Here is a 25,714-nt window from a genome sequence, read left to right on the forward strand (position 1 = left end):
ACCCACGAGCAGGAGCACCACATGAGCACCACCGTCGCCGTCGTCGGCGCCACCGGCCAGGTCGGCGCCGTGATGCGTCGCCTCCTCGAGGAGCGCGCGTTCCCGGCCGACCACGTCCGGTTCTTCGCGAGTGCCCGGTCCGCCGGTTCGACGCTGTCGTTCCGGGGCGAGGAGATCGTCGTCGAGGACTCCGAGACCGCCGATCCGTCGGGCATCGACATCGCGCTGTTCTCGGCCGGTGCCACGGCGTCACGCGCCCTCGCGCCGAAGTTCGCGGCGGCGGGTGCGGTGGTCGTCGACAACTCGAGTGCCTGGCGGATGGACCCCGAGGTGCCGTTGGTCGTGAGCGAGGTCAACCCGCACGCGATCGACGACGCCCCGAAGGGCATCGTCGCCAACCCGAACTGCACGACGATGGCGATCATGCCGGTCCTCAAGGTGCTGGACACCGAAGCCGGGCTGCGCCGTCTCGTCGCGACCACCTACCAGGCCGTGTCCGGGTCGGGCCTCGCCGGAGTCGAGGAGCTCCTCGGCCAGGCGCGCGCGGCGCTCGAGCAGGACACCGCGGCGCTCACCCACGACGGTTCGGCGGTGACCTTCCCGGAGCCGGTCAAGTACGTCCGACCGATCGCCTTCGACGTCGTCCCGCTCGCGGGCAGCATCGTCGAGGACGGCATGGGGGAGACCGACGAGGAGCAGAAGCTCCGCAACGAGAGCCGCAAGATCCTCGAGCTGCCCGACCTGCTCGTCGCCGGGACCTGCGTGCGCGTCCCCGTGTTCACCGGGCACTCGATCTCCGTGCACGCCGAGTTCGCGCAGCCGCTCTCGCCCGAGCGGGCGACGGAGCTCCTCGCCACGGCCCCGGGCGTCGAGCTCGCGGACGTCCCGACTCCGCTGCAGGCAGCCGGTCAGGACCCGTCCTTCGTCGGCCGCATCCGCGCGGACCAGTCCGCGCCCGACGGCCACGGCCTGGTCCTCTTCGTCAGCAACGACAACCTGCGGAAGGGCGCTGCGCTCAACGCGGTGCAGATCGCCGAGACGATCCTCGAACGGCGCGCGGTCGCCGCCTAGCGAGCACCGTCGCCGACGCGACACGTGACGGACGGGAGGCCCGTGGCGACACCGCCACGGGCCTCCCGTCCGTCGTCCCGACCGTCAGGAACGGGACCGAGTGCGACGTCGTCGGTGCAGCAGCACGCCGGTCCCGGCGGTGAGGAGCGCGAGCGCGACGGCGAGGGGGCCGGTCACCTCGGTGCCGGTCCAGGCGAGGCGCCCCTGCGGCGCGGCGTCGACGGTCCGGGCGGTCGTCGCCGGTCCTGGCGACGGTCCGTCCGCGCCGGGCTCGCCGGTCTGGTCGGCCTCACCGGGGGTCCCGGTGCCGCCCGTGCCTCCGGCACCGTCTCCCGGAGACGGTGCGTCACCCGGATCGGTGCCCTCGCCGTCACCGGGGTCGGGGTCCGGACCGTCGCCGGCGCCGGTCCCTGCGGACACGACGACCTCGACGGGGACGGGCGGCGCGAGCTGCCCGGCGGGGGTCGAGGCGAACAGTTCGAGGGTGTACGTGCCCTCGGTGAGCGCATCGATCGGCGAGCAGGACCAGTGTCCGGCGTCGTCCGCACCTCGATCGGCGGCATCGGTCTCACAGACCACCGTCCCGTCACGGACGACGACGACGTGCGCGCCGGGCGTGGCGGTGCCCGAGAGGGCGGAACCGGGTGCCAGGTCGGTGTGGTCGAGCGTCGGTGCGACGACGGGGCCCTCGGTGACGAGTTCGATGTCGGACCCCGCGGTGCCGAGCGCCAGGAGCGCGCCGTTCGCCTGCAGGCCGAGCTCGAGGCCGTTCGCCGGTGAGGACGGGTCGTCGGCGGTGAACCGGACGACGTGGGGCGCGGGGCTCGTGGTGCGGACCTGGAGGCAGCCGGAGGGGACGGCGGCGTCGGCCAGCACGGCGAAGGGCAGCCCGGGGCCGTTGAGGGCGGACAGGCACATCGACCCGACGACGAGCGGACCGGTGGTGCCGGGCGCGGGGTAGTGCGCGGTGTCGGCGGCGACCGGGCGGGTGTCGAGCACGGGCTGGCCGTCGTGGTCGGCGACGGCGACGAAGCCGGTGGTGCCGACGACGTGGAAGGTGCCCTCCAGCGTCGCAGCGGGCGCAGCCCGTGGCTCGGGCTGCGGCGAGGGGAGCGTGTCGGCCAGGGCGGCAGGGCCGAGCAGGAGCGGGGCGATCGCGGCCGCGGGCAGGAGCGGGAGGGCGAGACGGGCGCGCCGGCGGTGGTTCACGGTGGGGCCTCCGGGAGGGGACGGTCGATCGGGACCGTGAAATGGTGCCACATCCGGAATGTCGTACTTCACTAGCAGGTGCGATGGGTACGACCAGCGCCCCGCATCCGGACGATGCCCCCGGGCGACCCAGCGGCAGTGGGTAGGATCGTCGTGTGGCAGTGAAGCAGGTGGACCCGATCGACGTCGTCCTGATCGGGGGAGGGATCATGAGCGCCACGCTCGGCGCCATCATCCACCGCCTCGAACCCACGTGGAAGGTCCGCGTGTACGAGCGGCTCGGCTCGGTCGCGCAGGAGTCCTCGAACCCGTGGAACAACGCCGGGACCGGTCACTCCGCGCTGTGCGAGCTGAACTACACGCCGGAGATGCCGGACGGACACGTCGACATCGCCAAGGCCGTGACCGTCAACGAGCAGTTCCAGGTCTCGCGGCAGTTCTGGGCGCACCTGGTCGAGACCGGCGCGCTCCCGCAGCCGTCCAACTTCATCAACCCGACCCCGCACATCTCCTTCGTGTGGGGCGAGGACAACGTCGAGTACATGCGCAAGCGGTACGAGGCGCTCAAGGGTCACCCGCTCTTCGCGGGCATCGAGTACTCGGACGACCCGGCGCAGATCCGCCGGTGGGCGCCCGCGCTCATCCCGGGGCGCAAGAAGGACCAGCCGGTCGCTGCGACGTACTCGGCCGCCGGCTCGGACGTCGACTTCGGTTCGTTGACGCAGCAGCTCTTCGACGAGCTCGAGATCGCCGGTGTCGAGTTCGAGCCGTCGCACCAGGTGCAGAAGATCACGCGGTCGAAGGTCTCCGAGGGGTGGGCGCTCGACGTCCGCAACGAGATCGGTCGGTCGACGCAGCGCATCGCGGCGAAGTTCGTCTTCGTCGGCGCCGGCGGCGGGGCCCTGCGCCTGCTGCAGAAGTCGGGCATCCCGGAGATCCGCGGGTACGGCGGGTTCCCCGTGTCCGGCGAGTTCCTGCGCACCGACGACCCCGAGGTCGTGCAGAAGCACGCGGCGAAGGTGTACGGCAAGGCGAGCGTCGGCGCTCCGCCGATGTCGGTGCCGCACCTCGACACCCGGATCGTCGAGGGCAGGGCGTCGCTGATGTTCGGCCCCTACGCCGGGTTCAGCCCGAAGTTCCTCAAGCAGGGCTCGTTGCTCGACCTGTTCCGGTCGATCCGACCGCACAACCTGCGACCGATGCTGAGCGTGGCGTTCTCGAACTTCGACCTGGTCCGTTACCTGGTCGGGCAGCTCCTGGCGTCGAAGCAGACGAAGTTCGACGCCCTCCGCGACTTCATGCCGACCGCCGAACCGGAGAACTGGCACCGCATCACCGCCGGGCAGCGCGTGCAGGTCATCAAGCCGGACCCGGACAAGGGCGGGGTGCTGCAGTTCGGCACCGAGGTCATCACCTCGGCCGACGGCTCGATCGCCGGCCTGCTCGGCGCGAGCCCCGGTGCGTCCACCGCGGTGCCGATCATGCTGACGATGCTGCAGCGGTGCTTCCCGGACCGGTGGGACGCCTGGGCCCCGATGGTGCGGACGATGGTGCCCACCTACGGCAAGGACCTCGGCGCCGACCCGCAGCTCGCCGACGAGACCCTCGAGCACACCGCGAAGGTCCTCGGTCTGCACCACTGAGCCCCGCCGCTCGGGCGACTTGCCCCTGGTTCGAACGTGTGTTCGAATGAGGGCATGCGGTGGAGCGGGCAGTCGATCGGAGCGGAGCGCGGTGACGCCCTGCCGGGGCTCGAGTCGAACAGCGGGTTGGTGCGCAGCGTCACCACACCGGAGTTCGCCGGGGTCACCTTCCACGAGGTCCTGGCGAAGAGTGCCCTGAACCGTGTGCCGGCTGCCGACGGCAGCGGCACCTACGGGTGGACGATCAACCCGTACCGCGGCTGCAGTCACGCGTGCGTCTACTGCTTCGCGCGGCCCACGCACACGTACCTGGAGTTCGACGGGGGCGCCGACTTCGACCAGCAGATCGTCGTGAAGACCAACGTCGCGGACGTCCTGCGCCGTGAGCTCCGGAAGCCGTCGTGGGACCGGCACCCCGTTGCGCTCGGCACCAACACCGACCCGTACCAGCGTGCCGAGGGGCGCTACCGGTTGATGCCCGGGGTCATCCGCGCGCTGGCTGATTCGGGCACCCCGTTCAGCATCCTGACGAAGGGGACGCTGCTGCGGCGTGACCTGCCCACGTTGGTCGACGCGGCACGGAGCGTCCCGGTCGACCTGGCGATGTCGATCGCCGTGTACGACGACGAGCTGCAGCAGCAGGTCGAGCCCGGGACCCCGACGACCGCCGCCCGGTTGGCGACCGTCCGGGCGATCCGCGACGCGGGGCTCGAGTGCTCGGTGTTCCTCATGCCGGTGCTCCCGTTCATCACGGACACGCGCGCGCACCTCGACGAAGCGATCGGTCGCGCGGCCGAGGCCGGCGCCTCGAGCGTCATGTACTCCGCACTGCACCTGCGTCCTGGCGTGAAGCCGTGGTGGGCGGCCTGGCTGCAGCGGACCCGTCCCGACCTCGTCGCGCGCTACCGCTCGATGTACCTCGACAACACCTACGCGCCCGCGGACTACCGCCGGTGGCTCGCGGACCGGGTGCGTCCGATCCTGGCCGCGCACGGTCTCGGACTCGGCCGGGTGGACCCGGCGACCGGTTCCATGGGGTTCAGCGACCGGCAGGCGCACCTCGTACCCGGCGAGCGGGCCGCGGCGGCGACCGCTCCGCGTGCACCGCGTCCGGGGTCGGGCGACACCGGACCGCGCGCCCTGGTCGGGTCGGTCATCACGAACGGGGGCATCACGAACGGGTACCGCGTCCCGGTGTCGCTCGACGAGCAGTCCCGCCCGACCTCGTCGCCGCTCAAGCGTGCCGACCCTGGCTTCGACCGACGCGGTGTCGGGACGACCGTGATCGGAGGCCCGTCCGGACCGACCCTGTTCTGAGGAGCGTCCACCTTCCGCGTTCGGGGGACACCCTGTGTCGGTGATCGGCGGTAGCATCGAGCGGGTCGCCGGATCGCGCTCGTTTCGGGGTACACGACCGGCCCCCGGACGGTCGCGTCACACGGCGACCGGACGACTCTCGGAAGGACCATCGACCCGTGCTCGGCATCCCCACGCACCTCGCTCCGCGAGTGAACGCGTGGTCGACCGTGCGCGCCTTCCACGCAGCGGCGATCGGATCGGTCGTCGCCGCCGCCGTGACCCTGCTGCTGTACCGACTGGCCGAGCCCGACGTGCGGGTCGCCGGGGCCGTGCTCGCGCTCCTCCCCATGCTCGCGATGATCGGCGTGCACGTGCAGTTCGGCACCTGGCGCTCGGCCGTGGCCTTCCTCGTCACCGGCGGGGTCTGCACGTGGTGGTTCACCACGATCGTGCAGCGCGAGGTGCCCGCCGGCTGGGTGACGAGCTACCTGGTGTCGCTCGCGGTGATCCCGCTCGTGCTCGTGGGCGGGGCCGGTGCGGTCGCGAGTCGCGTCGTCGTCTGGTCGTTCGGCGGGTTCCTGGTCGGTCGGCTCGCGACCGGGATCGCGGTGCTGCAGGCGGACGGGCCGCCCCGACCACTCATCCTCGCCTGGGTCACCCTGGGCTTCGTCGTCGCCCTCGTGCTCTTCACCAGCCGGAACACCGCGCGGTCCGAGCGCGTCCAGCCCGAGCTGCTCCGGTCCGCGCGCGAGGAGCACGTGTCCGCCTACCGGGCCGGGGTCGAGGCCGAGGCCGCGGCGATCCTGCACGACACGGTGCTCAACCACCTCGGTGCCATCGCGCTCGCTCCCGACGGCCCCATGGACGCGCAGCTCGCGCGCACGGTCGAAGCCGACGTCGCGATGCTGACCGGGAAGCAGTGGCTCGCGTCGTCCGACCCGACGTCCGAGCCGGACCCGGCCCTTGCCGGTGCCGCGTTCGACGCGATGGTGGACGAGCACCGGGCGGCGGGGCTCGCGGTCGCGGTCACCGGTGATCCGGCTGCCCTGGCGCGGCTCGACCCGTCGGTGGCGACGGCGCTGCTCCGAGCCGTCGGGCAGTGCCTGGCGAACGTCCGCAAGCACGCGGGGACCGACGAGGCCGAGGTCAGCGTCTTCGACGACGGCTCGTCGTGCACGGTGATGGTGGTCGACGACGGCCGCGGGTTCGACGAGCAGGAGACCGGCAGCGACCGGATGGGGCTGCGCGGCTCGGTGCGGGAACGCATCGGCCGCGTCGGCGGTGACGTCCAGGTGTGGTCGTCGCCGGGATCCGGGACGAGCGTCATGATGACCGTGCCCTACACGAGCGGGGACGCGGCTCGCGTCGACGGAGCACACACCGGCGGCGCACACACGGGTGGCGCACACACAGGTGGCGCACACACGGGTGGCGCGCACACCGGCGGCGCACGGACCGGCGGCGCGGCGTCGTACGCCGTCACGGGTGAGTCCGACCGCGGAGCCGCCCGGTGAGTCGCGTCGACGCGGTGCGGGCCGCAGTCCGGGGCGCTCGGACCGCACAGCAGTGGGACCCGCTCGGCGCGATGGGTTCCCGCCCCCTCGCCGTCCTGCTCGGTGCGGCCGGCGTGCTGTGGGCGCTGCTCGTGTCGGTGTTCGACCGCGACGTGGTCGGCAGCCCGACGCTCAGCGCCCTCACGGTGCTGCTCCTGGGCGCGTCGGGCGCGGTCGTGATCGCGTCGTCGTCGCCCTTCCGGGCGCCGTTCCCGCGCTGGGCGTACGTGCTCCACGTCGTGCTGCTCGGCGCAGCGTCGGCCGCGAGCGTCGCGGCGCAGTGGGGGCCGGACCGCAACGCGCTCAACGACTTCATGTGCCTGCTCACCGCCACCGGGATCGTGACGGTCGCGCCCTACCGGCCGTGGCGGGACCTGGCGGTCGGCGGGCTCGTCCTGGCAGCGGTCGACGCAGCTGCCTGGGGCACCGCCGCCGCCGTGTTCCCGCACCAGGTACCGGTGTCCGTCGCCGCCTTCCTCGCCGCCGCGCCGACGCTGGTCCTCACCGCGGCGTCCGTCGTGTTCGCGTGGACCTTCGGCGGCCTGGCGGAGCGCGTGCAGATCCGTGCGGGCTCGTACTCGGTGGCGCGCGCCGAGCGGGACGGCATCGCCGCGCGCGTGCAGCAGGACCGCTCCGTCATCCTCGCGCGCGACGTCGCCCCGTTCTTCGCCGAACTCCGGACGCGTGAGGTGATCACCGACGCCGACCGCGCACGCGCCCGTTCCATCGCGGACGGCATCCGGCAGGCCATGGTCGCGGACGCCGATCGGACGTGGCTCGAGTACGCGGTCGCCGTCGAGGGCGGGTCCGCCGAGTCGGTGGACGACCCGGACGGCCTCATCGCGACGCTCGACACCGACCAGCGGACCGTCGTCCGGACGTTCCTCCGTGCGGCGCTCGGCGCAGCGACGGTGGACCCCGCGCGGTTCCGTGCCACGGTCCGCCGTTCGCGCGAGCCCGGTGCCCCACCCGACCGCGTCGAGGTCCGCACGGAGCTCGCGGTCGACGACTCGGACGTCGGCATCCACCGCACGTTCGACCCCTACTTCGCGGTGCTCCGCGTGACCTTCCCCGACCTCGACGTCGCCGTCCGACCATCGTCCCTCGCACTAAGGTTCTCCTATGACCAGCACTGACCCGAACCGGACCACGGAGGGCGTGCCACCGCTCCCGCAGCCCGGAACCCGACGCGTGCGGCTGGCGATCCTCGACGACCACGAGGTGCTGCTCGACAGCCTGTCGAGCTGGATCGCCGTGAACGCCTTCGACTTCGACCTCGCCCTCACCGCCCACACGTGGCTCGAGATGGTGCACAGCGAGAACTTCCCGACGGACCTCGTCTTCCTCGACTTCCAGCTCAAGGAGCCGGTGTCGATCGAGGCCCGCGTGCGCACCTGTCGTGCTGCCGGGGCGAAGGTCATCGTGCTCTCGAGCGTCGACAGCCGCGAGTCCCGCGACCGTGCCCTGGCTGCCGGTGCGGCCGCGTTCCTGTCGAAGTCGCTGCCGATGCGTGAGGTCATGGACGTCGCGCGCGAGGTCATGGGTGTCTCGCGGGAGACCCCGGCGCAGCGCGACTGGCGCCCGCTGCCGACCGGCGCGAGCGCGCACCAGCGGCCGAAGCTCAGCGCGGGCGAGGAAGAGGCACTGCGCCTGTACGTGTCCGGCTACTCGACGAACGAGGTCGCCGCGCAGATGAACGTGCAGTACGAGACCGCCAAGACCTACCTCCGCCGCGTCCGCGAGAAGTACAGCAAGGTCGGCCGTCCCGCGTCGAAGAAGTCGGACCTCATCCGTCGTGCCGCCGAGGACGGGTTCCTCGCGTAGTGGCGAAGCTCTACTTCCGGTACGGCGCGATGAACAGCGGCAAGAGCACCGGGCTGCTGCAGGCCGCGTACAACTACGAGGAACGCGGGCAACGCGTGCTGCTGGCGAAGCCGTCGGTGGACACCAAGGGCGACCGTGAGATCGTCTCCCGACTCGGCGTCACACGCTCCGTGGACGTCGTCTTCGCGCCCCACGACGACGTCCGGCACGCGGTCGCCGACGCCGGTGCCACCGACCCCGAGTCGGATCGCCTCAACGGCATGGTGCGTCCGGTGAGCTGCGTGCTCGTCGACGAGGCGCAGTTCCTCACCCCGCGCCAGGTCGACGACCTGCTCCGCGTCGCCGTGCTCGACGAGGTCCCCGTGCTCGCCTACGGCATCCGCACCGACTTCCGCACCGAGGCGTTCCCCGGCAGCGCGCGACTGCTCGAGGTCGCGCACTCGCTCGAGGAGCTCAAGACCATCTGCCGGTGCGGTCGCAAGGCCGTGTTCAACGCGCGCAAGGTCGACGGCCGCTTCGTCTTCGACGGGTCCCAGGTCGCGATCGACGGGGTCGACGTCACCTACGAGTCGCTCTGCGCGAACTGCTACCTCAGCGAGTCGGGCGGGCGGCTCGACGGCGAGCTCGCCCACTGATCCGGCCCACGTCCGCCAGGTGGGCCACCGCCGGACGGGAGGCACGGTGCGGCGCCGCCGTGCGCCTCCAGGCCGGCCCGTGGCGCGGAATGCGCGCACGCCGGCGACGGTTGTCGTCCCCATGAGCGACGCCACCGTGCACCTGTCCGTCCTCGACCTGGCCACCCGCGAGTACGGCCAGTCGAACACCGAGGCCCTGCAGGGGTCGATCGACATGGCCGTGCACGCCGAGCAGCTCGGCTACGAGCGTGTCTGGGTCGCCGAGCACCACGGCATGCCGGGTATCACCTCGTCGGCGCCCGCCGTGCTGCTCAGCGCCGTCGGTGCCGCGACGTCGCGCATCCGGATCGGCTCCGGCGGTGTGATGCTCCCGAACCACGCGCCGCTCGTGATCGCCGAGCAGTTCGGCACGTTGCGCGCACTGTACGGCGACCGCGTCGACCTCGGCATCGGGCGCGCCCCGGGGACCGACGGCGCGACGGCGATGGCGCTGCGCCGCACCGACCGGCTCGACGTCGACGACTTCCCCCAGCAGCTCGCCGACCTGATCGGGTTCTTCACCGGCATGGACGCGTCGAACCCGCTGTCGCGCATCCGTGCGGTCCCGGGCTACGGCGACGTGCCGGAGTTCTGGCTGCTCGGCTCCTCGGGCTACAGCGCCCAGGTCGCCGGCGCGCTCGGGGTGTCGTTCGCCTTCGCGCACCACTTCGCGTCGGACAACACCGAGGCGGCGCTCGCGCTGTACCGCGACTCGTTCCGCCCGTCGCGCTTCCGGCAGACCCCGAACGCCCTCATCGGTGTGCAGGTCGTCACCGACGAGGACCCTGCGATCGTCGAGGAGCAGAGCGCTCCGGGGATGATCTCGTTCATCCGGATGCGACAGGGCGCCAAGCCCGAACCGGTGTCGATGGACGAGGCCCGCGCGTACGAGTTCTCGGACCTCGAGCGCCGGTTCATCGCCGCGCGGACGGAGCGGCAGGCCTACGGCGACCGCGAGCACGTCGCCACGAAGATCAACGAGCTCGTCGCGTCCACCGGTGCCGACGGGGTGATCGTCGCGCCCGGTGCCGCCCAGGCGCGCTACCGGCACCAGGCGCTCGACGTGGTGGCGTCCCTGCAGGCCGAGGGCCGCCTGGTGCCGGCGGGGGCGACGGTCTAGCGGACGGACGCCCGCTGCGGCCGTCCGGCCGTGGGAGCCGTCAGGCCAGCAGCCCGAGGCGCGTCGCGGCGGTGATCGCGGCGACGCGCGTCCCGACGTCGAGCTTCCGGTAGACGTTGTAGACGTGCCGCTTCACCGTGCCGACGGCGAGCCCGAGTTCGGTGGCGATCTCGGCGTTGGACCGCGCATCTGCGACGAGACAGAGCACCTCGAGCTCGCGGTCGCTGAGCGGTGACCCGGCGCGGGCGTCGGTGACCAGGTCGACCGGGAACGTCACGGGACCTGCACCCCTGCGGGTCGCTCGGACGATCCGGCCGACGAGCTCCCGGCTCGGGGTGTCCTTCGTCACGAAGTCCACGGCTCCGGCGTCGAGCAGCGCGCGCCGGAGGACGGCGTCACGGTGCATCGTCAGGACGACGACGCTGATGTGCGGGTGTCGGCGGCGGACGGTGGCGATGGTGGTCCGCGCCGGTGGCCCGTCGAGCTCGACGTCGAGCAGGAGCACGTCGATCGCGGCCGCCTCGGGGGAGTCCAGCACGTCGGACGGGCGCTCCCCGTGCGCGACGACCCGGATCGTCGGGACCGCTGCCAGGATCGTGGCGAGCCCCTCGCGGAAGAGTCGGTGGTCGTCGACGATCGCGACGTGGGTGACGGCGGTCACATGGCTCCCCTCGGGACGGTCAGCCGGACGACGGTGCCCGAGCCCGGGGCGCTCTCGACGTCCAGTCGGGCGCCGAGCACACCGGCCCGCTCACGCATGGTGCGCTGCCCGAGGCGGCCCTCGGCGACGGCGTCGGGAGCGAACCCGGGGCCGTCGTCCCGCACCGTCACGACCACCGTCCCCGGCGACCACGCGAACTCGACGGACGCCGCGGAACCGGGCGCGTGCTTCCGTCGGTTGGTCAGCGCTTCGAGGAGGATCGTCAGCGCCTCCTCGGCCTTCCAGTTCGGCAGGGTGCCGGCGACGCCCGTCGTCGTGATCACCAGGCGGTCGTCCCCCGGGAACAGGTCGTCCACGTGCCGCCGCAGGGCGTCGTCCAGCCGGTCCTGGCCGACCCTGGCGTGCAGGGAGAGCGCGAGGTCCTGCACGTCGGTCAGTGCTCCTCGGAGCAGCCGCGCCGCGGACTCGAGCTGCGCGGTCCGCTCTGCCTCCGCGGGGTCGGTGAGCAGCACCAGGTCGAGGCGCTGCAGTCCCGCGAGCACCCCGTGTGCGACACGGTCGTGCAGGTCGCGGGCGATCTGCTCCCGCGAGTCGAGGTTCGTCGAGGTCACCCGTTGCCGGAGTGCCTCCGTGTACGCGATCGCCCCTGCGGGGAACCGACTCCAGACGCCCGCGTGCAGTGCCCGGGTGGCGCGGAGGACCTCGTCCGTGGTGCGTGCTCCGACCTCGTCGACGAAGACCGGCAGGTAGGCGTCGAACAGCATCTCGGCCGCCAGCATGGCCCCGGCGGGGTGCTGTGCACGCTCGGCGTGCAGGACGCCGGTCGCGAGGTGCTCGGGGTCGAGGTACCGGTCGCTCACGACGCTCGCGGCCCCGTCGCCGGTCGCGTAACGCTCGTGGGCCTCGCTGATCATGGACGTCACGTTGTCCAGGAGGCTCTGCGCGAGGACCGGGTCGTCGGCGAGCTCGGGGAAGTGCGCGCCGATCTCCGCGAGGACGGTGGCGAGCGGGGCGGGGATCGTCATGACGGTTGCGAGCGTAGCGGCCCCGGTCTCGTCGACGTGCTCGACGGCCGGGCGTTGTGTCGTCGGACACAGGCGGGGAGGAGCGTCCCGGGAAAGCAACAGGGCCCCGATCCGAGTGGATCAGGGCCCTGCTGTTCTACTGTCTCAACACAGTGTCGGGGTGACAGGATTTGAACCTGCGACCTCCTCGTCCCGAACGAGGCGCGCTACCAAGCTGCGCCACACCCCGCGGTGTGGTTGCTCCGAACCGGAGCGACCAGGAAAGTCTACCGGACGTTCGAGGGTGCTCACGACCATTCGCGGTACACCCGGGCGCGTCGCGGCCGCTCGGGTCAGGAGGTCTTCGCGGTGAGGGTCACGACCACGGCCTCGGGGCGGCAGGAGAACCGCACCGGAGCGTAGATCGACGTGCCGATGCCCGCCGAGACCTCGAGCCACGACCAGTGCCCACGGTGCTGCCACCGGTGCAGACCGCTGACGTACTGCCGGGGCAGGTCGGAGTTCGTGACGAGTGCACCGACCCCGGGCACCTGCACCTGACCACCGTGCGTGTGCCCGGCGAAGACGATGTCCGCACCCTGGTCGACGAAGGCGTCGAGGACGCGCCGGTACGGGGCGTGGGTGATGCCGATCGCGACGGGGGAGGGGCCGTCCTCGTCCTCGGTCCACGGCACGGCGCTGCGCATCTCGTCGACGTTGGTCGGCAGCAGGTCGAGGCGGTCCCAGTCGCGGTGGGCGTCCGAGGTGCCGAACAGTTCGAAGCGCGACCCGCGGAGCTCGATCGCGTGGGCCTGGTCGTTGACGTCGAGCCACCCGAGCGACTCGAAGAACGCGGTCTGCCGGTCGATGTCGAGCTCGACCGGACGGCGACCGGTGGGGTGGCTGCTCGGGCCGGTGAAGTACTTGAACGGGTTCCGTGGGGAGGGGCCGTAGAAGTCGTTCGAGCCGTGCGCGAAGGCGCCCGGGACACCGCGGAACGGCTCGAGTGCGTACTCGACCGCGGTGTTGGCCGTGGGGTGCCCGAGGTTGTCGCCCGTGTTCACGACGAAGTCGGGCTCGACCAGGCTCAGGTCGCGGAGCCACTGCTGCTTGTCGGCCTGCCAGGGCGCCATGTGGATGTCGGAGAGGTGCAGGACGGTGACGTCCCGGGACCCCGGCGGCAGCACCGGGACCGTCTCCCAGCGGATGCCGAAGCGGCGACGTTCGACGAGGGAACCCCACGCCGCCGTCGCCGCTCCGACGGTCGCGCCCGCTGCGATCACTCCCAGCGCGGCGCGACCACGGTTCACCGGCATTCCTTCGGGGCCTTGCCGTTCTTGTTGCCGAACAGTTGCAGCGTGATGGTCGCGTCCTTGCCGACCGCGGTGCCCTCACCGGGGTCGACCGCGGCGACGCTGCACTTGTTGTCGCCGTCGCCCTTCGCGTAGCCGTCCGAGAGCGCGATCTTCGTGAAGCCGGCATCCTGCAGGGCACCGCGGGCATCGCTGACGCTCTTCCCGGTGACCTGGGGGACCGTCGTCTGACTGCCGTCGGTCGTGTACACGGTCACGCTGGACCCCGTCGACAGGAGCGACCCCGGGCCCGGGGAGGTCGACGAGACCGTCCCCGGGGTGCCGCCGCCGGGCTGGGCTCCGCCGTCGACGTACGTGAAGCCGGCACCGGCCAGCGTCGCACGGGCCTCGTCCGCGGTCTTCCCACGGACGTCCGGAACGTTGACGCTGTTGCCGCGCAGCGCAGTCTGCGACGGCGTCGGGAACGGGTCGGCCGGGTGCAGCTGGTTGATCGGGATCATCGCCTGCTGCCACACGTGCGCACGCTGCGACGCGTAGGAGCCGTACCCCGCGGTGTTGTAGTAGTGGCGCAGGTTGTTCTTCGCCCCGTCGGTGTTCCCCTGCCAGTAGGCGGTCGCGACCTTCGAGCTCGCACCCACGAGCCAGATCTGGTCGGCGTCGTCCGTCGTGCCGGTCTTGGCGAACAGCTGCGTGCCGTCCGGGGTCTGGGCGCCCTGCGCGGTGCCGTACTGGATCGTGCCGCGCATGGCGAACGCAGCGGTGGCTGCGACGCTCGGGTCGAGCACCTGCTTGCACTGCTTCGGCTGGCCGCCGAGCTTCTTGCCCGCGGCGTTCGTGACCTCGTCGATCGCGATCGGCGAGCAGTACGTCCCGCCGTTGGCGATGGTCGCGTACGCCGACGCCATGGTCAGCGGCGCGATGTTGTTGGTCCCGAGGATGGACGACGGGTAGGCGTTCAGCTCCGTCTTCTCGTCGGCGGAGTGCACGCCGAGGTCGACTGCGGTCTGCCGGATGTCGCACAGGTCGAGCTTCGCGGCCATCGACGCGAACGCTGCGTTCACGGAGAGGGCTGTGGCACGGGCGACCGTGAACTGGCCGTTCTCACCCGCGGAGTCGTTCTTCGGAGCCCACGGCGAGGTGATCGTGGAGCCGCACTGGGTCCACTGGGACGTGTTGTGCGGGGTACCGTTCACGCTCTCGTTCAGGCCGTGCCCGGCCTTGAGCCAGTCGAGCAGCGTGAAGACCTTGTAGGTCGAGCCGACCTGGAAGCCGATCGAGCCGCCGTACTCCTTGTCGACGCTGTAGTTGATGGACGTCGCCGTCGGCGGGGACTGCAGGGACTGGTCGTAGTCCTTGTTCTGGGCCATCGTCAGGATGCGCCCCGTCGACGCCTCGACCGAGTTGAGCGCGCCGCCGAGCTGCAGCCGCGACTCGGTGTTCGGGTCGTAGGTGTTCAGCAGGTCCTTCTGCTGCCCGTTCAGGTTGATGTCCAGCGTCGTCTGGATCTTGTAGCCGCCGTTGCGCCACGCCTGGTCGCGCTCCTTCTGGGTCCCGCCCAGCTGTGACATCTGCTTGACGACCTTGACCGCGTAGTCGCAGAAGAACTGCGCGCCGTTGCCGGCCGCCGACTGGCAGCCCTGGTTCGGCTCGGTCAGGTGCACGTAGTCCTTGGGCTCCGACGCGATCGCCTTGTCGAACTCGTCCTTGGTCAGGTGCTTCTGCGCGTACATCGACTTGAGGATGACGTCGCGGCGAGCCTTGTTCGCCCCGTAGTTCTTCTCGTTCGCCAGGTTGCGCGTGTTCGGCGACTGCACGATCGCGAGGATCGAAGCGGCCTCGGCCGGCGTGAGGTCGGTCGCCGACTTGTTGAAGTAGTGCTGTGCGGCGGCCTGCACGCCGTACGTCTGGTCGCCGAAGTAGGCGATGTTGAGGTACCCGGTCAGGATCTCCTTGTGCGAGTACTTCTTCGCCAGACCGATGGCGAGCTTCATCTCCTCGAGCTTGCGGGGGATGGTCTGCTCGACGGCGTCGTTGTAGGCCTTCTGGCGCTCTTCCTCGGACGGGAGCTCGAGGGCCTGCTGCATCTTGATGTTGCGGACGAGCTGCATCGTCAGGGTCGAGCCACCGCCGGACTCGCCGAGGCCGCCGGCGATGCTGCCGACGCCGGCGCGGACGAGCGAGGTCATGTCGACGCCGCCGTGGTCCCAGAAGCGCTTGTCCTCGCCGTCGATCGCGGCGTTCTTCAGCTGGTCGCTGATCTGGTCGTACTTGAGCTCCTCGCGGTTCTGGTCGTAGACCGTCGCGAGCTTGACCGGTTGCCCGTTCGCGTAGGCGTAGATCTCGTTGCGCTGCGGGAGGTCACCGATCTCGATGTACTCCGGCAGGGACTCGAACACGCCGATGGTCGAGGTCGTCGTGACGCCGGCGACGGCGATCGCCGGGGTGACCCCGATCGTGACCAGCAGACCAGCGAGCGCACTGAAACCGACGAAACCGACGAAGGCGCCGATCGCGGAGACGGGCTTGGTCCGCGAGGCAGACTTCTGGGCAGACATAGGATGCAGCCTAAACGACGCCCACGACTGAAAGGCTGGCAAGGAACCGCATGACTCAGTGGGAGTACTTCACCGCTCCGTTGTTCATCCACAACACGGCCGCGATCCTCAACAACTTCGGTTCCGAGGGGTGGGAGCTGGTCCAGGTCGTCAGCGGCCCCGAGGGCGGGCTCGTCGCCTACCTGAAGCGCCCGAAGGCCGACGCGTGAGCACCGCCGACCGCCTGGCGGAACTCGGCCTGACGATCCCGGAGGTGGCTGCGCCCGTCGCCGCCTACGTACCGGCCGTCCTCACCGGGCAGTACGTGTACACGGCCGGGCAGCTGCCCTTCGTCGACGGGGCGCTGTCGGTCACGGGCAAGGTCGGTGCCGCGGTCGGCGCGGACACCGCCACCGCCCAGGCGCGCGTGGCCGCGCTCAACGCCCTCGCCGCGGTGCAGTCGGTCGCGGGCTCACTGGACCGGGTCGCCCGGGTCGTCAAGGTGACGGTGTTCGTCGCGTCCGACCCGTCCTTCACCGGGCAGCCCGCGGTCGCCAACGGCGCGTCGACGCTCGTCGGCGAGGTGTTCGGGGACGCCGGCGTCCACGCGCGCAGCGCGGTGGGCGTGGCCGTGCTCCCGCTGGACGCACCGGTCGAGGTCGAGCTGGTGGTGGAGCTCACCGACTGACGGACCGTCAGCGACGCAGCTGACGCGAGCCGCGCCTCCAGACCGGTCGGGAGGCGCGGCTCGCGTCGTTCCGGCTACATGAGCTCTGCGATGGTCGCCATGATCGTCGGGTCGGCGAGCGTCGTCGTGTCGCCGATGCGACGGCCCTCGGCCGCGTCGCGCAGCAGGCGACGCATGATCTTGCCCGAGCGGGTCTTCGGCAACTCCGGGACCACGACGACCTGCCGGGGCTTCGCGATCGCACCGATGCGCTTGCCGACCCAGTCGCGGAGTTCCTTCGCGACCGCGTCGCGGTCGGCACCCTCGGCCGCCTCGGCGGTCAGGATGACGAACGCGACGACGGCCTGGCCGGTCGTCTCGTCCGCGGCACCGACGACGGCGGCCTCGGCGACGCCCTCGTGCCCGACCAGGGCCGACTCGATCTCGGCGGTGGAGAGCCGGTGGCCGGAGACGTTCATGACGTCGTCGACGCGACCCTGCACCCAGATGTCGCCCTGCCCGTCCAGCCGCGCGCCGTCGCCGGCGAAGTAGCGGCCGGGGAAGCGGCTCCAGTAGGTCTCGACGAAGCGGTCGGGATCGTTCCAGATGCCACGGGCCATCGACGGCCACGGCTCGGTGATCGTCAGGTAGCCGCTCTCGCCGGGGTCGGTGCGGTGGCCCTCATCGTCGACGATCTCGGCGACGATGCCCGGCAGCGGGGTCTGTGCGGCTCCGGGCTTCAGCTTCGTCACACCGGGCAGCGCCGAGATCATGATCGCGCCGGTCTCGGTCTGCCACCACGTGTCGACGATCGGCGTCCGGTCGTGGCCGATGACCTGCCGGTACCACTGCCACGCCTCGGGGTTGATCGGCTCCCCGACGCTGCCGAGCAGGCGGAGGGACTCGAGGCTCCGTGCCTCGGGGATCTGCCGGCCGGCCTTCATCGCGGCGCGGACGGCGGTCGGCGCGGTGTAGAGGACGGTGACGCCGTAGCTGTCGACGATGTCCCACCAGCGGCCGGGCTGCGGCTCGTCCGGGGTGCCCTCGTAGAGCACCTGCGTGACGCCGTTCGCGAGCGGGCCGTAGACGACGTAGGAGTGACCGGTGATCCAGCCGATGTCGGCGGTGCACCAGTAGACGTCCTTCTCCGGGTGCATGTCGAAGACGTTCCGGTGCGTGTAGGCGGCCTGTGTCAGGTAGCCGCCGGAGGTGTGCACGATCCCCTTCGGCTTCCCGGTGGTGCCCGAGGTGTAGAGGACGAACAGGGGCGTCTCGGCGGGGAACGCCTCCGCCTCGTGCTCGGGAGCTGCCTTCGCGAGCTCGTCGTGCCACCACAGGTCGCGGTCGTTCCAGGCGATGTCGTTGCCGCCGCGCCTGACCACGAGCACGTGCTCGACGGAGTCGGTGCCCTCGCCGGCCAGTGCCTCGTCCACCGCGGGCTTCAGCGGGGAGACCGCGCCGCGCCGCCAGCCGCCGTCGGCGGTGACGACGAGCTTCGCGCCGGCGTCCTCGATGCGGGCGCGCAGGCTCTCGGCGCTGAAGCCGCCGAAGACGACCGAGTGGACGGCGCCGATCCGGGCGACGGCGAGCATCGTGACGACGGCCTCCGGGACCAGCGGCATGTAGACGACCACGCGGTCGCCCTGCGCGACCCCGAGGTCGGTGAGCATGTTCGCGGCGCGTTGCACCTCGGCGGTGAGTTCCGCGTAGGTGATCCGACGCGTGTCGCCGGGTGCACCCTCGAAGTGGATCGCGACCCGGTCGCCGTTGCCCGCGCGGACGTGCCGGTCGAGACAGTTCTCGGCCACGTTGAGGGTGCCGTCGTCGAACCACTTCGCGAACGGCGCGCCCGACCAGTCGAGTGTCCGGGTGAACGGTGTGCGCCAGTCGAGCAGGGTCCGGGCCTGGTCCGCCCAGAACGCCTCGCGGTCGGCGGCGGCCGCCTCGTGCAGGTCCTCCCGCGCGACGGCGTCCGCGACGAAGTCCGCCGGGGGAGCAAAGGTCGGGCCGTCCTCGTGGCGTTCGTCGGCCTGGGTCGGTGTGGACATCGGTGTCCTCTCGCATCGTTGCGGCTGGGGTGCAGTCGGAGACTACCCCCGGTGCGGGACCGTGCTGCGGGGCCCCGCGGACATTCCGGCCGAGGGGTTGCCGAGCACGGGTCGTCATGGGGTACAGTGGTTCCTGCCGGACTCGTTTCCGGTGGCACCGGGCCGGATTCCCCCCAATCCACCGATGTCAAGGCGGCACCGGTTCCCCCCAACAGGTGCCGCCTCTTCTTTTTCCCCGACGCCTGTCGCGCAGCGTGCTCGCGTGGCACGGCTCGATCGGCGTCCTGGTGCCGAAGAGTGGACAGACTTGTCCACGTCCTCGTTGCAGGGCCGCTCGCGACGGCGTCCGCTCGGAGGGTGCCCGGGCGACCGGCCGCCGGGCCCGGTGCCGTCGGTTCCGCACGGTCGCCTGCGGACACCGAACGGGGTACGGCTTTGCGTAACGGGGTACAACACGGCACCTCGAGGGTGTCGAGCGGGAGCCGTCCACACGACATACCGATTCCTGCCGCGGCCGCCGCCGATCGACCTAGCGTCGACCGCATGCACCGCCACCGAGCCGAGGCCCCCGGGGCCGATCACGACGCCGCCGGTCCCGGCGCCCCTGCTGAGCCGAGCGGCGTGCCGTTCCTGCCGGGCGCCGCGCGTGCTCGGCGGCGCAGGGCCCTCGATCCGTCGGTGTTCGAGGAACTCGCGGCCCTGGTCGCGGACGCGGAGACGACCGACGTGCTCGTCGTCGGCGGGCAGGGCACCTGGATCGACCGGGGTCGCGGCCTCGAACGCGTCCGCCCCGAGCTCCCGGAGCGGCGTGCGCGAGCGCTCGCCGCCGAGCTCGTCGCCCTCGGCGGCCGCCACGTCGACGAGACCACGCCGTGCGCCGACGTGCGGCACGGCGACGGGGTGCGCGTGCACGTCGTCCTCGCGCCGGTGTCCGTCGGTGGCACCGCGCTGTCCGTCCGGCTGCCGCGGCCGGAGCGCCCGACGCTCGCCGGCCTGGAACGCCTCGGGGCCTTCCGTGTCGTCCCCCGGGCCGTGCTCGAGGACGCGGTCGCCCGGAGGCGCAACGTCCTGGTCACGGGCGCCACCGGCAGCGGGAAGACGACCGTGCTCGCGGCGATGCTCGGCGCGGTGCCGCACGACGAGCGGATCGTCACGGTCGAGGACACCGCGGAGCTCCGTGTCGAGCACCCGCACGTCGTCACGCTCGAGGCGAGACAGGCGACCGCCGAGGGCACCGGTGCGCTCGGGCTCGACCGGCTCGTGCGCGAGGCACTCCGGATGCGCCCGGACCGGTTGGTGGTGGGGGAGTGCCGGGGTGCCGAGGTCCGTGAGCTCCTCGGGGCCCTGAACACCGGGCACGACGGCGGGGCCGGCACCCTGCACGCGAACGGTCTCACCGACGTCGGAGCGCGGCTCGAGGCCCTCGGGGCACTGGCCGGGCTCGGCCCGCAGGCGCTCGCGCGACAGGTCGTCAGCGCGGTCGACCTCGTCGTGCACGTCGAGCGGCGGTCGTGGTGGCGGGGGATCACGGCGGTCGGGACGTGCGGGATCGACCGCGACGGGCGGCTCGAGGTCCGCCCGGTCGGGCGCGGTGGCCCGTGAGTCCCCGCCGGGGTCGGGCCGGTCCGGACGCGGCCGGAGCCGCGCGCGTGCTGGACCGGGTCGCGGTGCTCGTCGGTGCGGGGGTGCCACCACCGCGGGCCTGGGCCCTCGTGGGTGGCGTGCCCGAGGCCGACGCTCCCGCCTGGCAGGACGTCCGTCTCGTCCTGCAGGTGGCGGAGCGGACCGGGGCACCCTCTGCCGGTGCCCTGCGCGCCCTGGCCGCGGCGATGCGCCGGACAGTCGCGGCCGACCGTGCCGTCCGGGTCGCCCTCTCCGGACCGCGCACGAGTGCTCGGGTCGTGCTGGCGCTGCCGCTCCTCGGGCTCGGACTCGGTTCGGTGTGGGGTGCGGACGCGTTCGTCGTGCTCCTCACCCGGCCGGTCGGGTGGATCTGCTGCGCAGCGGCGGCAGGACTCGTGCTCGTCGGGCAGCGCTGGACCCGACGGCTGGTCGACGCCGTGACGCCGGACGGGCACGTGCCGGGCATCCTGCTCGACGCGTGGGCGGTGGCGCTGACCGGTGGTGGGTCGTGGCAGTCGGCGGAAGCAGCCGTGCGCGGAGCCCTCGGAGCAACCGCCGGTGACGGGGTCGAGGCGGCGCGACTGCACGAGGTGCTGGTCCTGAGTCGTCGCGCCGGGGTGCCCGCCGCGGAGCTGCTGCGCGCCGCTGCCGAGGACGCCCGGGACGACGCCGCTGCGGCGGGCCTCGCTGCGGCGGAGCGACTGGCCGTCCGGCTCGTGCTGCCGCTCGGCGTGTGCGTCCTGCCGGCGTTCGTCCTGGTGGGCGTCGTGCCGGTCGTGGTCGGGGTCCTCTCCTCCACCGTCGGCGGTCTCCGCTGAGCCGTCCACAGACCGACCCGCCGAGCGTCGGACGGTGCGCCCGGTGGGCGACCGTGGGACCACCACAGAGAGAGGGGAACACCATGACCGACTCGACACCTCCGCCGCCGACACGGGTCCCGGCGCCGGCGCCGTCACCGGGCCACGCGGCGGGCGTGGCCCGGGGGTGGGCCGCGAGCGTGCACGTCCCCGCTCGTCCCGGTGCCGGACGTCGTCGGTGCCGCCCCGGGGACGATCGCGGGTCGGCCACCGCCGAGTACGCCGTCGTCATCCTTGCCGCGGTGGCGTTCGCCGGTGTGCTCGTCGCCGTGATGCGCTCGGGCGAGGTCCAGCAGATCCTGACCGACCTCGTCCGCGGGGCACTGGTCCCGTGACCGGGCTCCGTCCGTCCGCGTCCGACCGCGGCAGTGTGACCGTGGAGTTCGCCGTCGGGCTCCCGGTCGTCGCCCTCGTCCTGGTCTCCCTGGTCGCCGGCGTGGTCCTGGTCGACCGTGCCGGGCGGCTCGGGTCGGTCGCCGGCACGGCGGCACGGGCGCTCGGGCGCGACGACGAGCGGACGGCCGCCGCGGCACTCGCCACCGTGCCCGGTGCCACCTCACGGGTCCGCCACGAGGACGGTCTGGTGTGCGTGGACGTGCAGGGGACCCCGGCCGGTCCCTTCGCGGTCCTGCCGCTCCGCGCGACCGGCTGCGCGGCAGGAGGGGGCGGATGACGCGGCCGTCGGGACCCGACCGGCGCGTGCGGCCGACCGGGACCGTCGCGGTCCGCAGGGCACCGGACCGCGGTTCGGTGACCGTCGCCCTCGTCGCCGTGCTGGCGCTCGCGCTGCTCGTCGGCTCCGCGGCGCTCGCCGGTGCTCGGACGCGCGTGTTGCTCGAACGGACGCGCACCGCCGCCGACGCCGCAGTGCTCGCCGCCGCTGCGGTGCTCGTGCACCGTCTTCCCGGCGCCCCCTGCGCCGTCGCCGGACGCGTGGCACGCGCCAACGGTGCCGCACTCGACGCCTGCGCCACCGCGGGCTCCGCCGCCCGGGTCCGGACGGTGGCGGGCTCCGGACCGTTCGCCGTGAGCGCAGTGGCCGTCGCCGGGCCGCCACGCGGGCTGCCCGACCAGTGTGTGTATGGTGTGCACGTCGGCCCCCGGTCACCGTTGTCCCGGTCGACCCGGACACCGTTGCGGTCCTGGGCCGGCGCGCACCATCGATCAAGGAGTCACGTGCCAGGCACGAAGAAGCTCGTGATCGTCGAGAGCCCTGCGAAGGCGAAGACGATCGCGCAATACCTCGGCGACGGATACGAGGTCCAGGCGTCCGTCGGACACATCCGCGACCTCGTCGAGCCCAAGAACCTGCCGGCTGAGCTCAAGAAGGGCTCCCTCGGGAAGTTCTCGGTCGACGTCGACAACGGCTTCGAGCCCTACTACGTCGTCTCCGACGCGAAGAAGAAGACCGTCACCGAGTTGAAGCGCGCCCTGAAGGACGCCGACGAGCTCTTCCTCGCAACAGATGAGGACCGCGAGGGCGAGGCGATCGCGTGGCACCTCCTGCAGGTGCTCAAGCCGAAGGTGCCGGTCAAGCGCATGGTGTTCCACGAGATCACCAAGGAGGCCATCCAGCGTGCGAAGGAGGCCACCCGTGAGCTCGACACCGCCCTGGTCGACGCGCAGGAGACCCGCCGCATCCTCGACCGTCTCTACGGGTACGAGGTCTCGCCGGTGCTGTGGCGCAAGGTCGGCCCCGGGCTGTCCGCCGGTCGTGTGCAGTCGGCAGCGACGCGACTCGTCGTCGACCGGGAGCGCGAGCGCCTGGCGTTCGTGTCGGCGAACTACTGGGACCTGACGGCTCGGTTCGAGAAGGTCGGCGACACCGCCTTCACGGCGCGCCTCGCCCGACTGCAGGGCACCCGTGTCGCCTCGGGTCGCGACTTCGACGACCGCGGCTCGCTCAAGGGCGAGGCCGTCCGCCTGGACGAGGCCTCGGCCGCGGCGCTCACCACCGTGCTCGAGCGGGCCGGCGACGCCGTCGTCCGCAGCGTCGAGTCGAAGCCGTACACCCGTCGGCCCGCCGCACCGTTCACGACGTCGACCCTGCAGCAGGAGGCGGCCCGCAAGCTCCGCTTCTCCGCTCGGCAGACGATGAGCGTCGCGCAGTCGCTGTACGAGAACGGCCACATCACCTACATGCGTACGGACTCCTCGTCGCTGTCGCAGCAGGCGATCACCGCCGCGCGCAAGCAGGCCTCGGCGCTGTACGGGCCGGAGACGATCCCCGACAAGCCACGCAGCTACGCCGGCAAGAGCAAGAACGCGCAGGAGGCCCACGAGGCCATCCGCCCCGCCGGCGACACGTTCCGCACCCCGTCCGAGATGAACGGCGTGCTGCGGGGCAACGACTGGAAGCTCTACGACCTCATCTGGAAGCGGACGGTCGCCTCGCAGATGGCCGACGCCAAGGGGTCGACCGCGTCGGTCGTCCTCGGCATCACGTCGACCGACAGCGTCGCAGGGATCGCCTCGACGGCGAACGGGACGGACGCCGAGTTCACCGCGTCGGGCACCGTGATCACCTTCCGCGGCTTCCTCAACGCCTACGAGGAAGGCCGCGACGAGGAGCGCCACGGCGGGGGCGAGAACGGCGATGCCAAGCTCCCGCAGATGGCCGAGGGCGACCACCTCGGCGTCACCGAGGTCGAGGCCAAGGGCCACGACACGTCGGCTCCGCCGCGCTACACCGAGGCGAGCCTCGTGAAGACGCTCGAGGAACTCGGCATCGGTCGTCCGTCGACCTACGCCGCCATCATCTCGACGATCATGGACCGCGGGTACGTCACGCAGCGCGGCAGTGCCCTCGTCCCGAACTGGATCGCGTTCAGCGTGGTCCGGCTCCTCGAGGACCACTTCGGCGACCTCGTGCAGTACGACTTCACCGCCGGCATGGAAGAGGACCTCGACCGCATCGCGAGCGGCGACGCCGACCGCACCGACTGGCTCAAGGGCTTCTACTTCGGCGGCGACGACCACCGCGGGCTCCGGACCGTCATCGACAACCTGGGCGAGATCGACGCGCGCGACATCAACTCCGTCGAGCTTGCGCCGGGTCTGACCCTGCGGATCGGGCGGTACGGCCCCTACATCGAGGTGCCGAGCGACGACCCCGAGAAGCCCCGTCGCGTCAACGTGCCCGAGGACCTGGCGCCCGACGAGCTGACGACCGACAAGGCCCGCGAGCTCGTCGAGGCACCCGTCGTGGGCGACCGCGTGGTGGGCATCAACCCCGAGACGGGCAAGGAGGTCCTGGCGAAGGACGGTCGCTTCGGGCCGTACGTCACCGAGCGCACCCCCGAGCCCGAACCGCCCGTCGACCCGTCGACGGGCGAGGTCACCGAGCCGGCCGCCGATGCAGCACCCGCAGCCGCGGACCAGGCGACCACCACCGCGAAGGGCGCGAAGGGCGCGAAGGCCCCCGCGAAGAAGACGACGAAGAAGGCCGCGGCGCCGAAGGAACGCACCGCGTCGCTCTTCAAGTCGATGGACCCGCAGACCGTGGACCTCGAGACCGCGCTCAAGCTCCTCGACCTGCCCCGCGTCGTCGGCAAGGACCCGGAGTCCGGCGACGACATCACGGCGCAGAACGGTCGTTACGGCCCGTACATCAAGAAGGGCACGGACACCCGCACGCTGCCGAGCGAGGACGCGATCTTCGAGATCGACCTGCCCGGTGCGGTGGAGCTCTTCGCGCAGCCCAAGTACGGCGGCCGACGCGCTGCCACGGCCGCGCTCAAGGAGTTCGAGGCGGACCCCGTGTCCGGGAAGCCCATCAAGGTGAAGGACGGCCGCTTCGGTCCGTACGTCACCGACGGTGAGACGAACGCGACGATCCCGCGCGGCGAGGACGTCGAGACCGTCGACCACGCCCGTGCCGTGCAGCTGCTCGCGGACAAGCGTGCCAAGGGGCCGGTGAAGAAGAAGGCGCCGGCGCGGAAGACCGCGGCCAAGAAGAAGTGACCGGGCGCTTCATCACCCTCGAGGGTGGCGACGGCGCGGGCAAGACCACCCAGGCCGAGCTCCTCAGCACCTGGCTCGAGGAGCACGGCCGGACGGTCGTCCGCACGCGTGAACCCGGCGGCACGGAGCTCGGGCAGCGCATCCGCGAGATGGTGCTGCACGAGCGCGGGCACGTCTCGGCGCGCGCCGAGGCCCTCCTCTACGCCGCGGACCGGGCGCACCACGTCGAGACGGTCGTCCGCCCCGCGCTCGCCCGGGGGGAGGTCGTCCTGCAGGATCGGTACATCGACTCGTCGGTGGCCTACCAGGGCGTCGCACGGGGCCTGGGTGCCGAGCGCATCCGCTCGGTGTCCGACTGGGCGGCCGACGGCCTGCTCCCGGACCTGACGGTGCTGCTCGACCTCGACGTCACGGCCGGGCGGAGCCGGGTCGCGGCAGCTCGGGGCAACGTCTTCGACCGGCTGGAGTCCGAGGCGGCGTCGTTCCACGAGACCGTCCGACGAGCCTTCCTGGACGCTGCCGCTGCGGAGCCCGAACGCTTCCTCGTCGTGGACGCCGGGCAGCCTGCCGACACGGTCCACCGCGCGGTCCGAGCCGCGGTCGGTGCCGTCGTCGGGATCGCGGACGAGGACGGTCCGGCGTGACGGTGGC

The 25,714-nt window shown here is 72.1% G+C and carries 21 protein-coding genes, 1 tRNA gene and 1 pseudogene; 16 read left to right on the plus strand and 7 right to left on the minus strand.

Going from position 1 to position 25,714, the window contains the following annotated elements; all coding sequences use genetic code 11:
* The first annotated feature begins 21 nt into the window (after positions 1–21).
* On the plus strand, positions 22–1,071 hold the full coding sequence (locus tag ACIQFY_RS07145; RefSeq protein ID WP_251154635.1) for an aspartate-semialdehyde dehydrogenase: 1,050 nt from the start codon (positions 22–24) through the stop codon (positions 1,069–1,071).
* 84 nt (positions 1,072–1,155) lie between these two features.
* Here the strand turns inward: ACIQFY_RS07145 and ACIQFY_RS07150 are convergent, their stop codons facing one another.
* On the minus strand, positions 1,156–2,280 hold the full coding sequence (locus ACIQFY_RS07150) for a hypothetical protein (RefSeq protein ID WP_251154636.1): 1,125 nt from the start codon (positions 2,278–2,280) through the stop codon (positions 1,156–1,158).
* A gap of 155 nt (positions 2,281–2,435) precedes the next feature.
* On the opposite strand from ACIQFY_RS07150, the gene ACIQFY_RS07155 reads away from it, so the two are divergent.
* From ACIQFY_RS07155 to ACIQFY_RS07185, 7 genes and pseudogenes are all read left to right on the plus strand, one after another.
* Positions 2,436–3,923 carry a malate:quinone oxidoreductase gene (locus ACIQFY_RS07155; protein ID WP_308301827.1) on the plus strand — a complete coding sequence of 496 codons (1,488 nt, stop codon included), beginning with the start codon at positions 2,436–2,438 and terminating at the stop codon, positions 3,921–3,923.
* Positions 3,924–3,977: 54 nt separating this feature from the next.
* Positions 3,978–5,049, plus strand: a pseudogene (locus ACIQFY_RS07160) (Rv2578c family radical SAM protein); the annotation flags it as partial.
* 349 nt (positions 5,050–5,398) lie between these two features.
* The gene (locus ACIQFY_RS07165; RefSeq protein ID WP_400339028.1) at positions 5,399–6,736 is read left to right on the plus strand and encodes a sensor histidine kinase; all 1,338 of its coding nucleotides are present in this window, start codon (positions 5,399–5,401) and stop codon (positions 6,734–6,736) included.
* On the plus strand, positions 6,733–7,911 hold the full coding sequence (locus ACIQFY_RS07170; protein WP_251154639.1) for a hypothetical protein: 1,179 nt from the start codon (positions 6,733–6,735) through the stop codon (positions 7,909–7,911). Before ACIQFY_RS07165 ends, ACIQFY_RS07170 begins: the two co-directional genes overlap by 4 nt.
* Positions 7,898–8,599, plus strand: coding sequence for a response regulator transcription factor (locus ACIQFY_RS07175; protein ID WP_235426346.1), 702 nt, complete (start codon positions 7,898–7,900; stop codon positions 8,597–8,599). The genes ACIQFY_RS07170 and ACIQFY_RS07175 overlap by 14 nt, the downstream gene beginning before the upstream one ends.
* Positions 8,599–9,234 carry a thymidine kinase gene (locus ACIQFY_RS07180; protein ID WP_400339032.1) on the plus strand — a complete coding sequence of 212 codons (636 nt, stop codon included), beginning with the start codon at positions 8,599–8,601 and terminating at the stop codon, positions 9,232–9,234. Before ACIQFY_RS07175 ends, ACIQFY_RS07180 begins: the two co-directional genes overlap by 1 nt.
* A 121-nt stretch (positions 9,235–9,355) precedes the next feature.
* Positions 9,356–10,393 carry an LLM class flavin-dependent oxidoreductase gene (locus ACIQFY_RS07185; protein ID WP_066655165.1) on the plus strand — a complete coding sequence of 346 codons (1,038 nt, stop codon included), beginning with the start codon at positions 9,356–9,358 and terminating at the stop codon, positions 10,391–10,393.
* 40 nt (positions 10,394–10,433) lie between these two features.
* Here the strand turns inward: ACIQFY_RS07185 and ACIQFY_RS07190 are convergent, their stop codons facing one another.
* The 5 genes from ACIQFY_RS07190 to ACIQFY_RS07210 all read right to left on the minus strand — a co-directional run bounded on the left by ACIQFY_RS07190 (position 10,434) and on the right by ACIQFY_RS07210 (position 15,926).
* Positions 10,434–11,054 carry a response regulator gene (locus ACIQFY_RS07190; protein ID WP_400339035.1) on the minus strand — a complete coding sequence of 207 codons (621 nt, stop codon included), beginning with the start codon at positions 11,052–11,054 and terminating at the stop codon, positions 10,434–10,436.
* Positions 11,051–12,079, minus strand: a complete 1,029-nt coding sequence (locus tag ACIQFY_RS07195; RefSeq protein WP_251154642.1) for a sensor histidine kinase — start codon at positions 12,077–12,079, stop codon at positions 11,051–11,053. Before ACIQFY_RS07195 ends, ACIQFY_RS07190 begins: the two co-directional genes overlap by 4 nt.
* A gap of 155 nt (positions 12,080–12,234) precedes the next feature.
* A tRNA-Pro gene (locus tag ACIQFY_RS07200) sits at positions 12,235–12,308 on the minus strand.
* 103 nt (positions 12,309–12,411) lie between these two features.
* Positions 12,412–13,374 carry a metallophosphoesterase gene (locus ACIQFY_RS07205; RefSeq protein ID WP_066655158.1) on the minus strand — a complete coding sequence of 321 codons (963 nt, stop codon included), beginning with the start codon at positions 13,372–13,374 and terminating at the stop codon, positions 12,412–12,414.
* A complete protein-coding gene (locus ACIQFY_RS07210; RefSeq protein ID WP_326495472.1) occupies positions 13,365–15,926 on the minus strand; it encodes a transglycosylase domain-containing protein in 2,562 nt (853 codons plus the stop codon). Before ACIQFY_RS07210 ends, ACIQFY_RS07205 begins: the two co-directional genes overlap by 10 nt.
* Positions 15,927–15,976: 50 nt before the next feature.
* Here ACIQFY_RS07210 and ACIQFY_RS07215 point away from each other — a divergent pair, with 50 nt between their 5' ends.
* Positions 15,977–16,135: a hypothetical protein gene (locus ACIQFY_RS07215; RefSeq protein ID WP_182046010.1), complete on the plus strand. Its 159-nt coding sequence runs from the start codon at positions 15,977–15,979 to the stop codon at positions 16,133–16,135.
* Entirely contained in the window at positions 16,132–16,593 is a 462-nt protein-coding gene (locus ACIQFY_RS07220) for a RidA family protein (protein ID WP_326495473.1), read from the plus strand. The genes ACIQFY_RS07215 and ACIQFY_RS07220 overlap by 4 nt, the downstream gene beginning before the upstream one ends.
* Positions 16,594–16,667: 74 nt before the next feature.
* Here ACIQFY_RS07220 and acs read toward each other — a convergent pair whose 3' ends face one another.
* Positions 16,668–18,620 carry an acetate--CoA ligase gene (gene acs, locus ACIQFY_RS07225; protein WP_326495474.1) on the minus strand — a complete coding sequence of 651 codons (1,953 nt, stop codon included), beginning with the start codon at positions 18,618–18,620 and terminating at the stop codon, positions 16,668–16,670.
* A 543-nt stretch (positions 18,621–19,163) separates the two neighbouring features.
* On the opposite strand from acs, the gene ACIQFY_RS07230 reads away from it, so the two are divergent.
* The 6 genes from ACIQFY_RS07230 (at position 19,164) to tmk (ending at position 25,707) form a co-directional block, all read left to right on the plus strand.
* Complete coding sequence (locus ACIQFY_RS07230) at positions 19,164–20,222, plus strand: CpaF family protein (protein ID WP_400339039.1); 1,059 nt, start codon at positions 19,164–19,166, stop codon at positions 20,220–20,222.
* Positions 20,223–20,269: 47 nt separating this feature from the next.
* Positions 20,270–21,061 (plus strand): hypothetical protein, encoded by a 792-nt coding sequence (locus ACIQFY_RS07235; protein ID WP_400339042.1) that lies wholly within the window; start codon positions 20,270–20,272, stop codon positions 21,059–21,061.
* A gap of 179 nt (positions 21,062–21,240) precedes the next feature.
* Positions 21,241–21,435 (plus strand): DUF4244 domain-containing protein, encoded by a 195-nt coding sequence (locus ACIQFY_RS07240; protein WP_066658434.1) that lies wholly within the window; start codon positions 21,241–21,243, stop codon positions 21,433–21,435.
* The gene (locus ACIQFY_RS07245; protein ID WP_400339044.1) at positions 21,432–21,773 is read left to right on the plus strand and encodes a hypothetical protein; all 342 of its coding nucleotides are present in this window, start codon (positions 21,432–21,434) and stop codon (positions 21,771–21,773) included. The genes ACIQFY_RS07240 and ACIQFY_RS07245 overlap by 4 nt, the downstream gene beginning before the upstream one ends.
* Positions 21,774–22,276: 503 nt before the next feature.
* Complete coding sequence (gene topA, locus ACIQFY_RS07250) at positions 22,277–25,063, plus strand: type I DNA topoisomerase (RefSeq protein WP_400339252.1); 2,787 nt, start codon at positions 22,277–22,279, stop codon at positions 25,061–25,063.
* A complete protein-coding gene (gene tmk, locus ACIQFY_RS07255) occupies positions 25,060–25,707 on the plus strand; it encodes a dTMP kinase (protein WP_400339047.1) in 648 nt (215 codons plus the stop codon). The genes topA and tmk overlap by 4 nt, the downstream gene beginning before the upstream one ends.
* The last annotated feature ends 7 nt before the right edge of the window (positions 25,708–25,714 follow it).

This window comes from Curtobacterium sp. NPDC092190 (genome assembly GCF_044755625.1).
In the GTDB taxonomy this organism is placed as follows: Bacteria; Actinomycetota; Actinomycetes; order Actinomycetales; family Microbacteriaceae; genus Curtobacterium.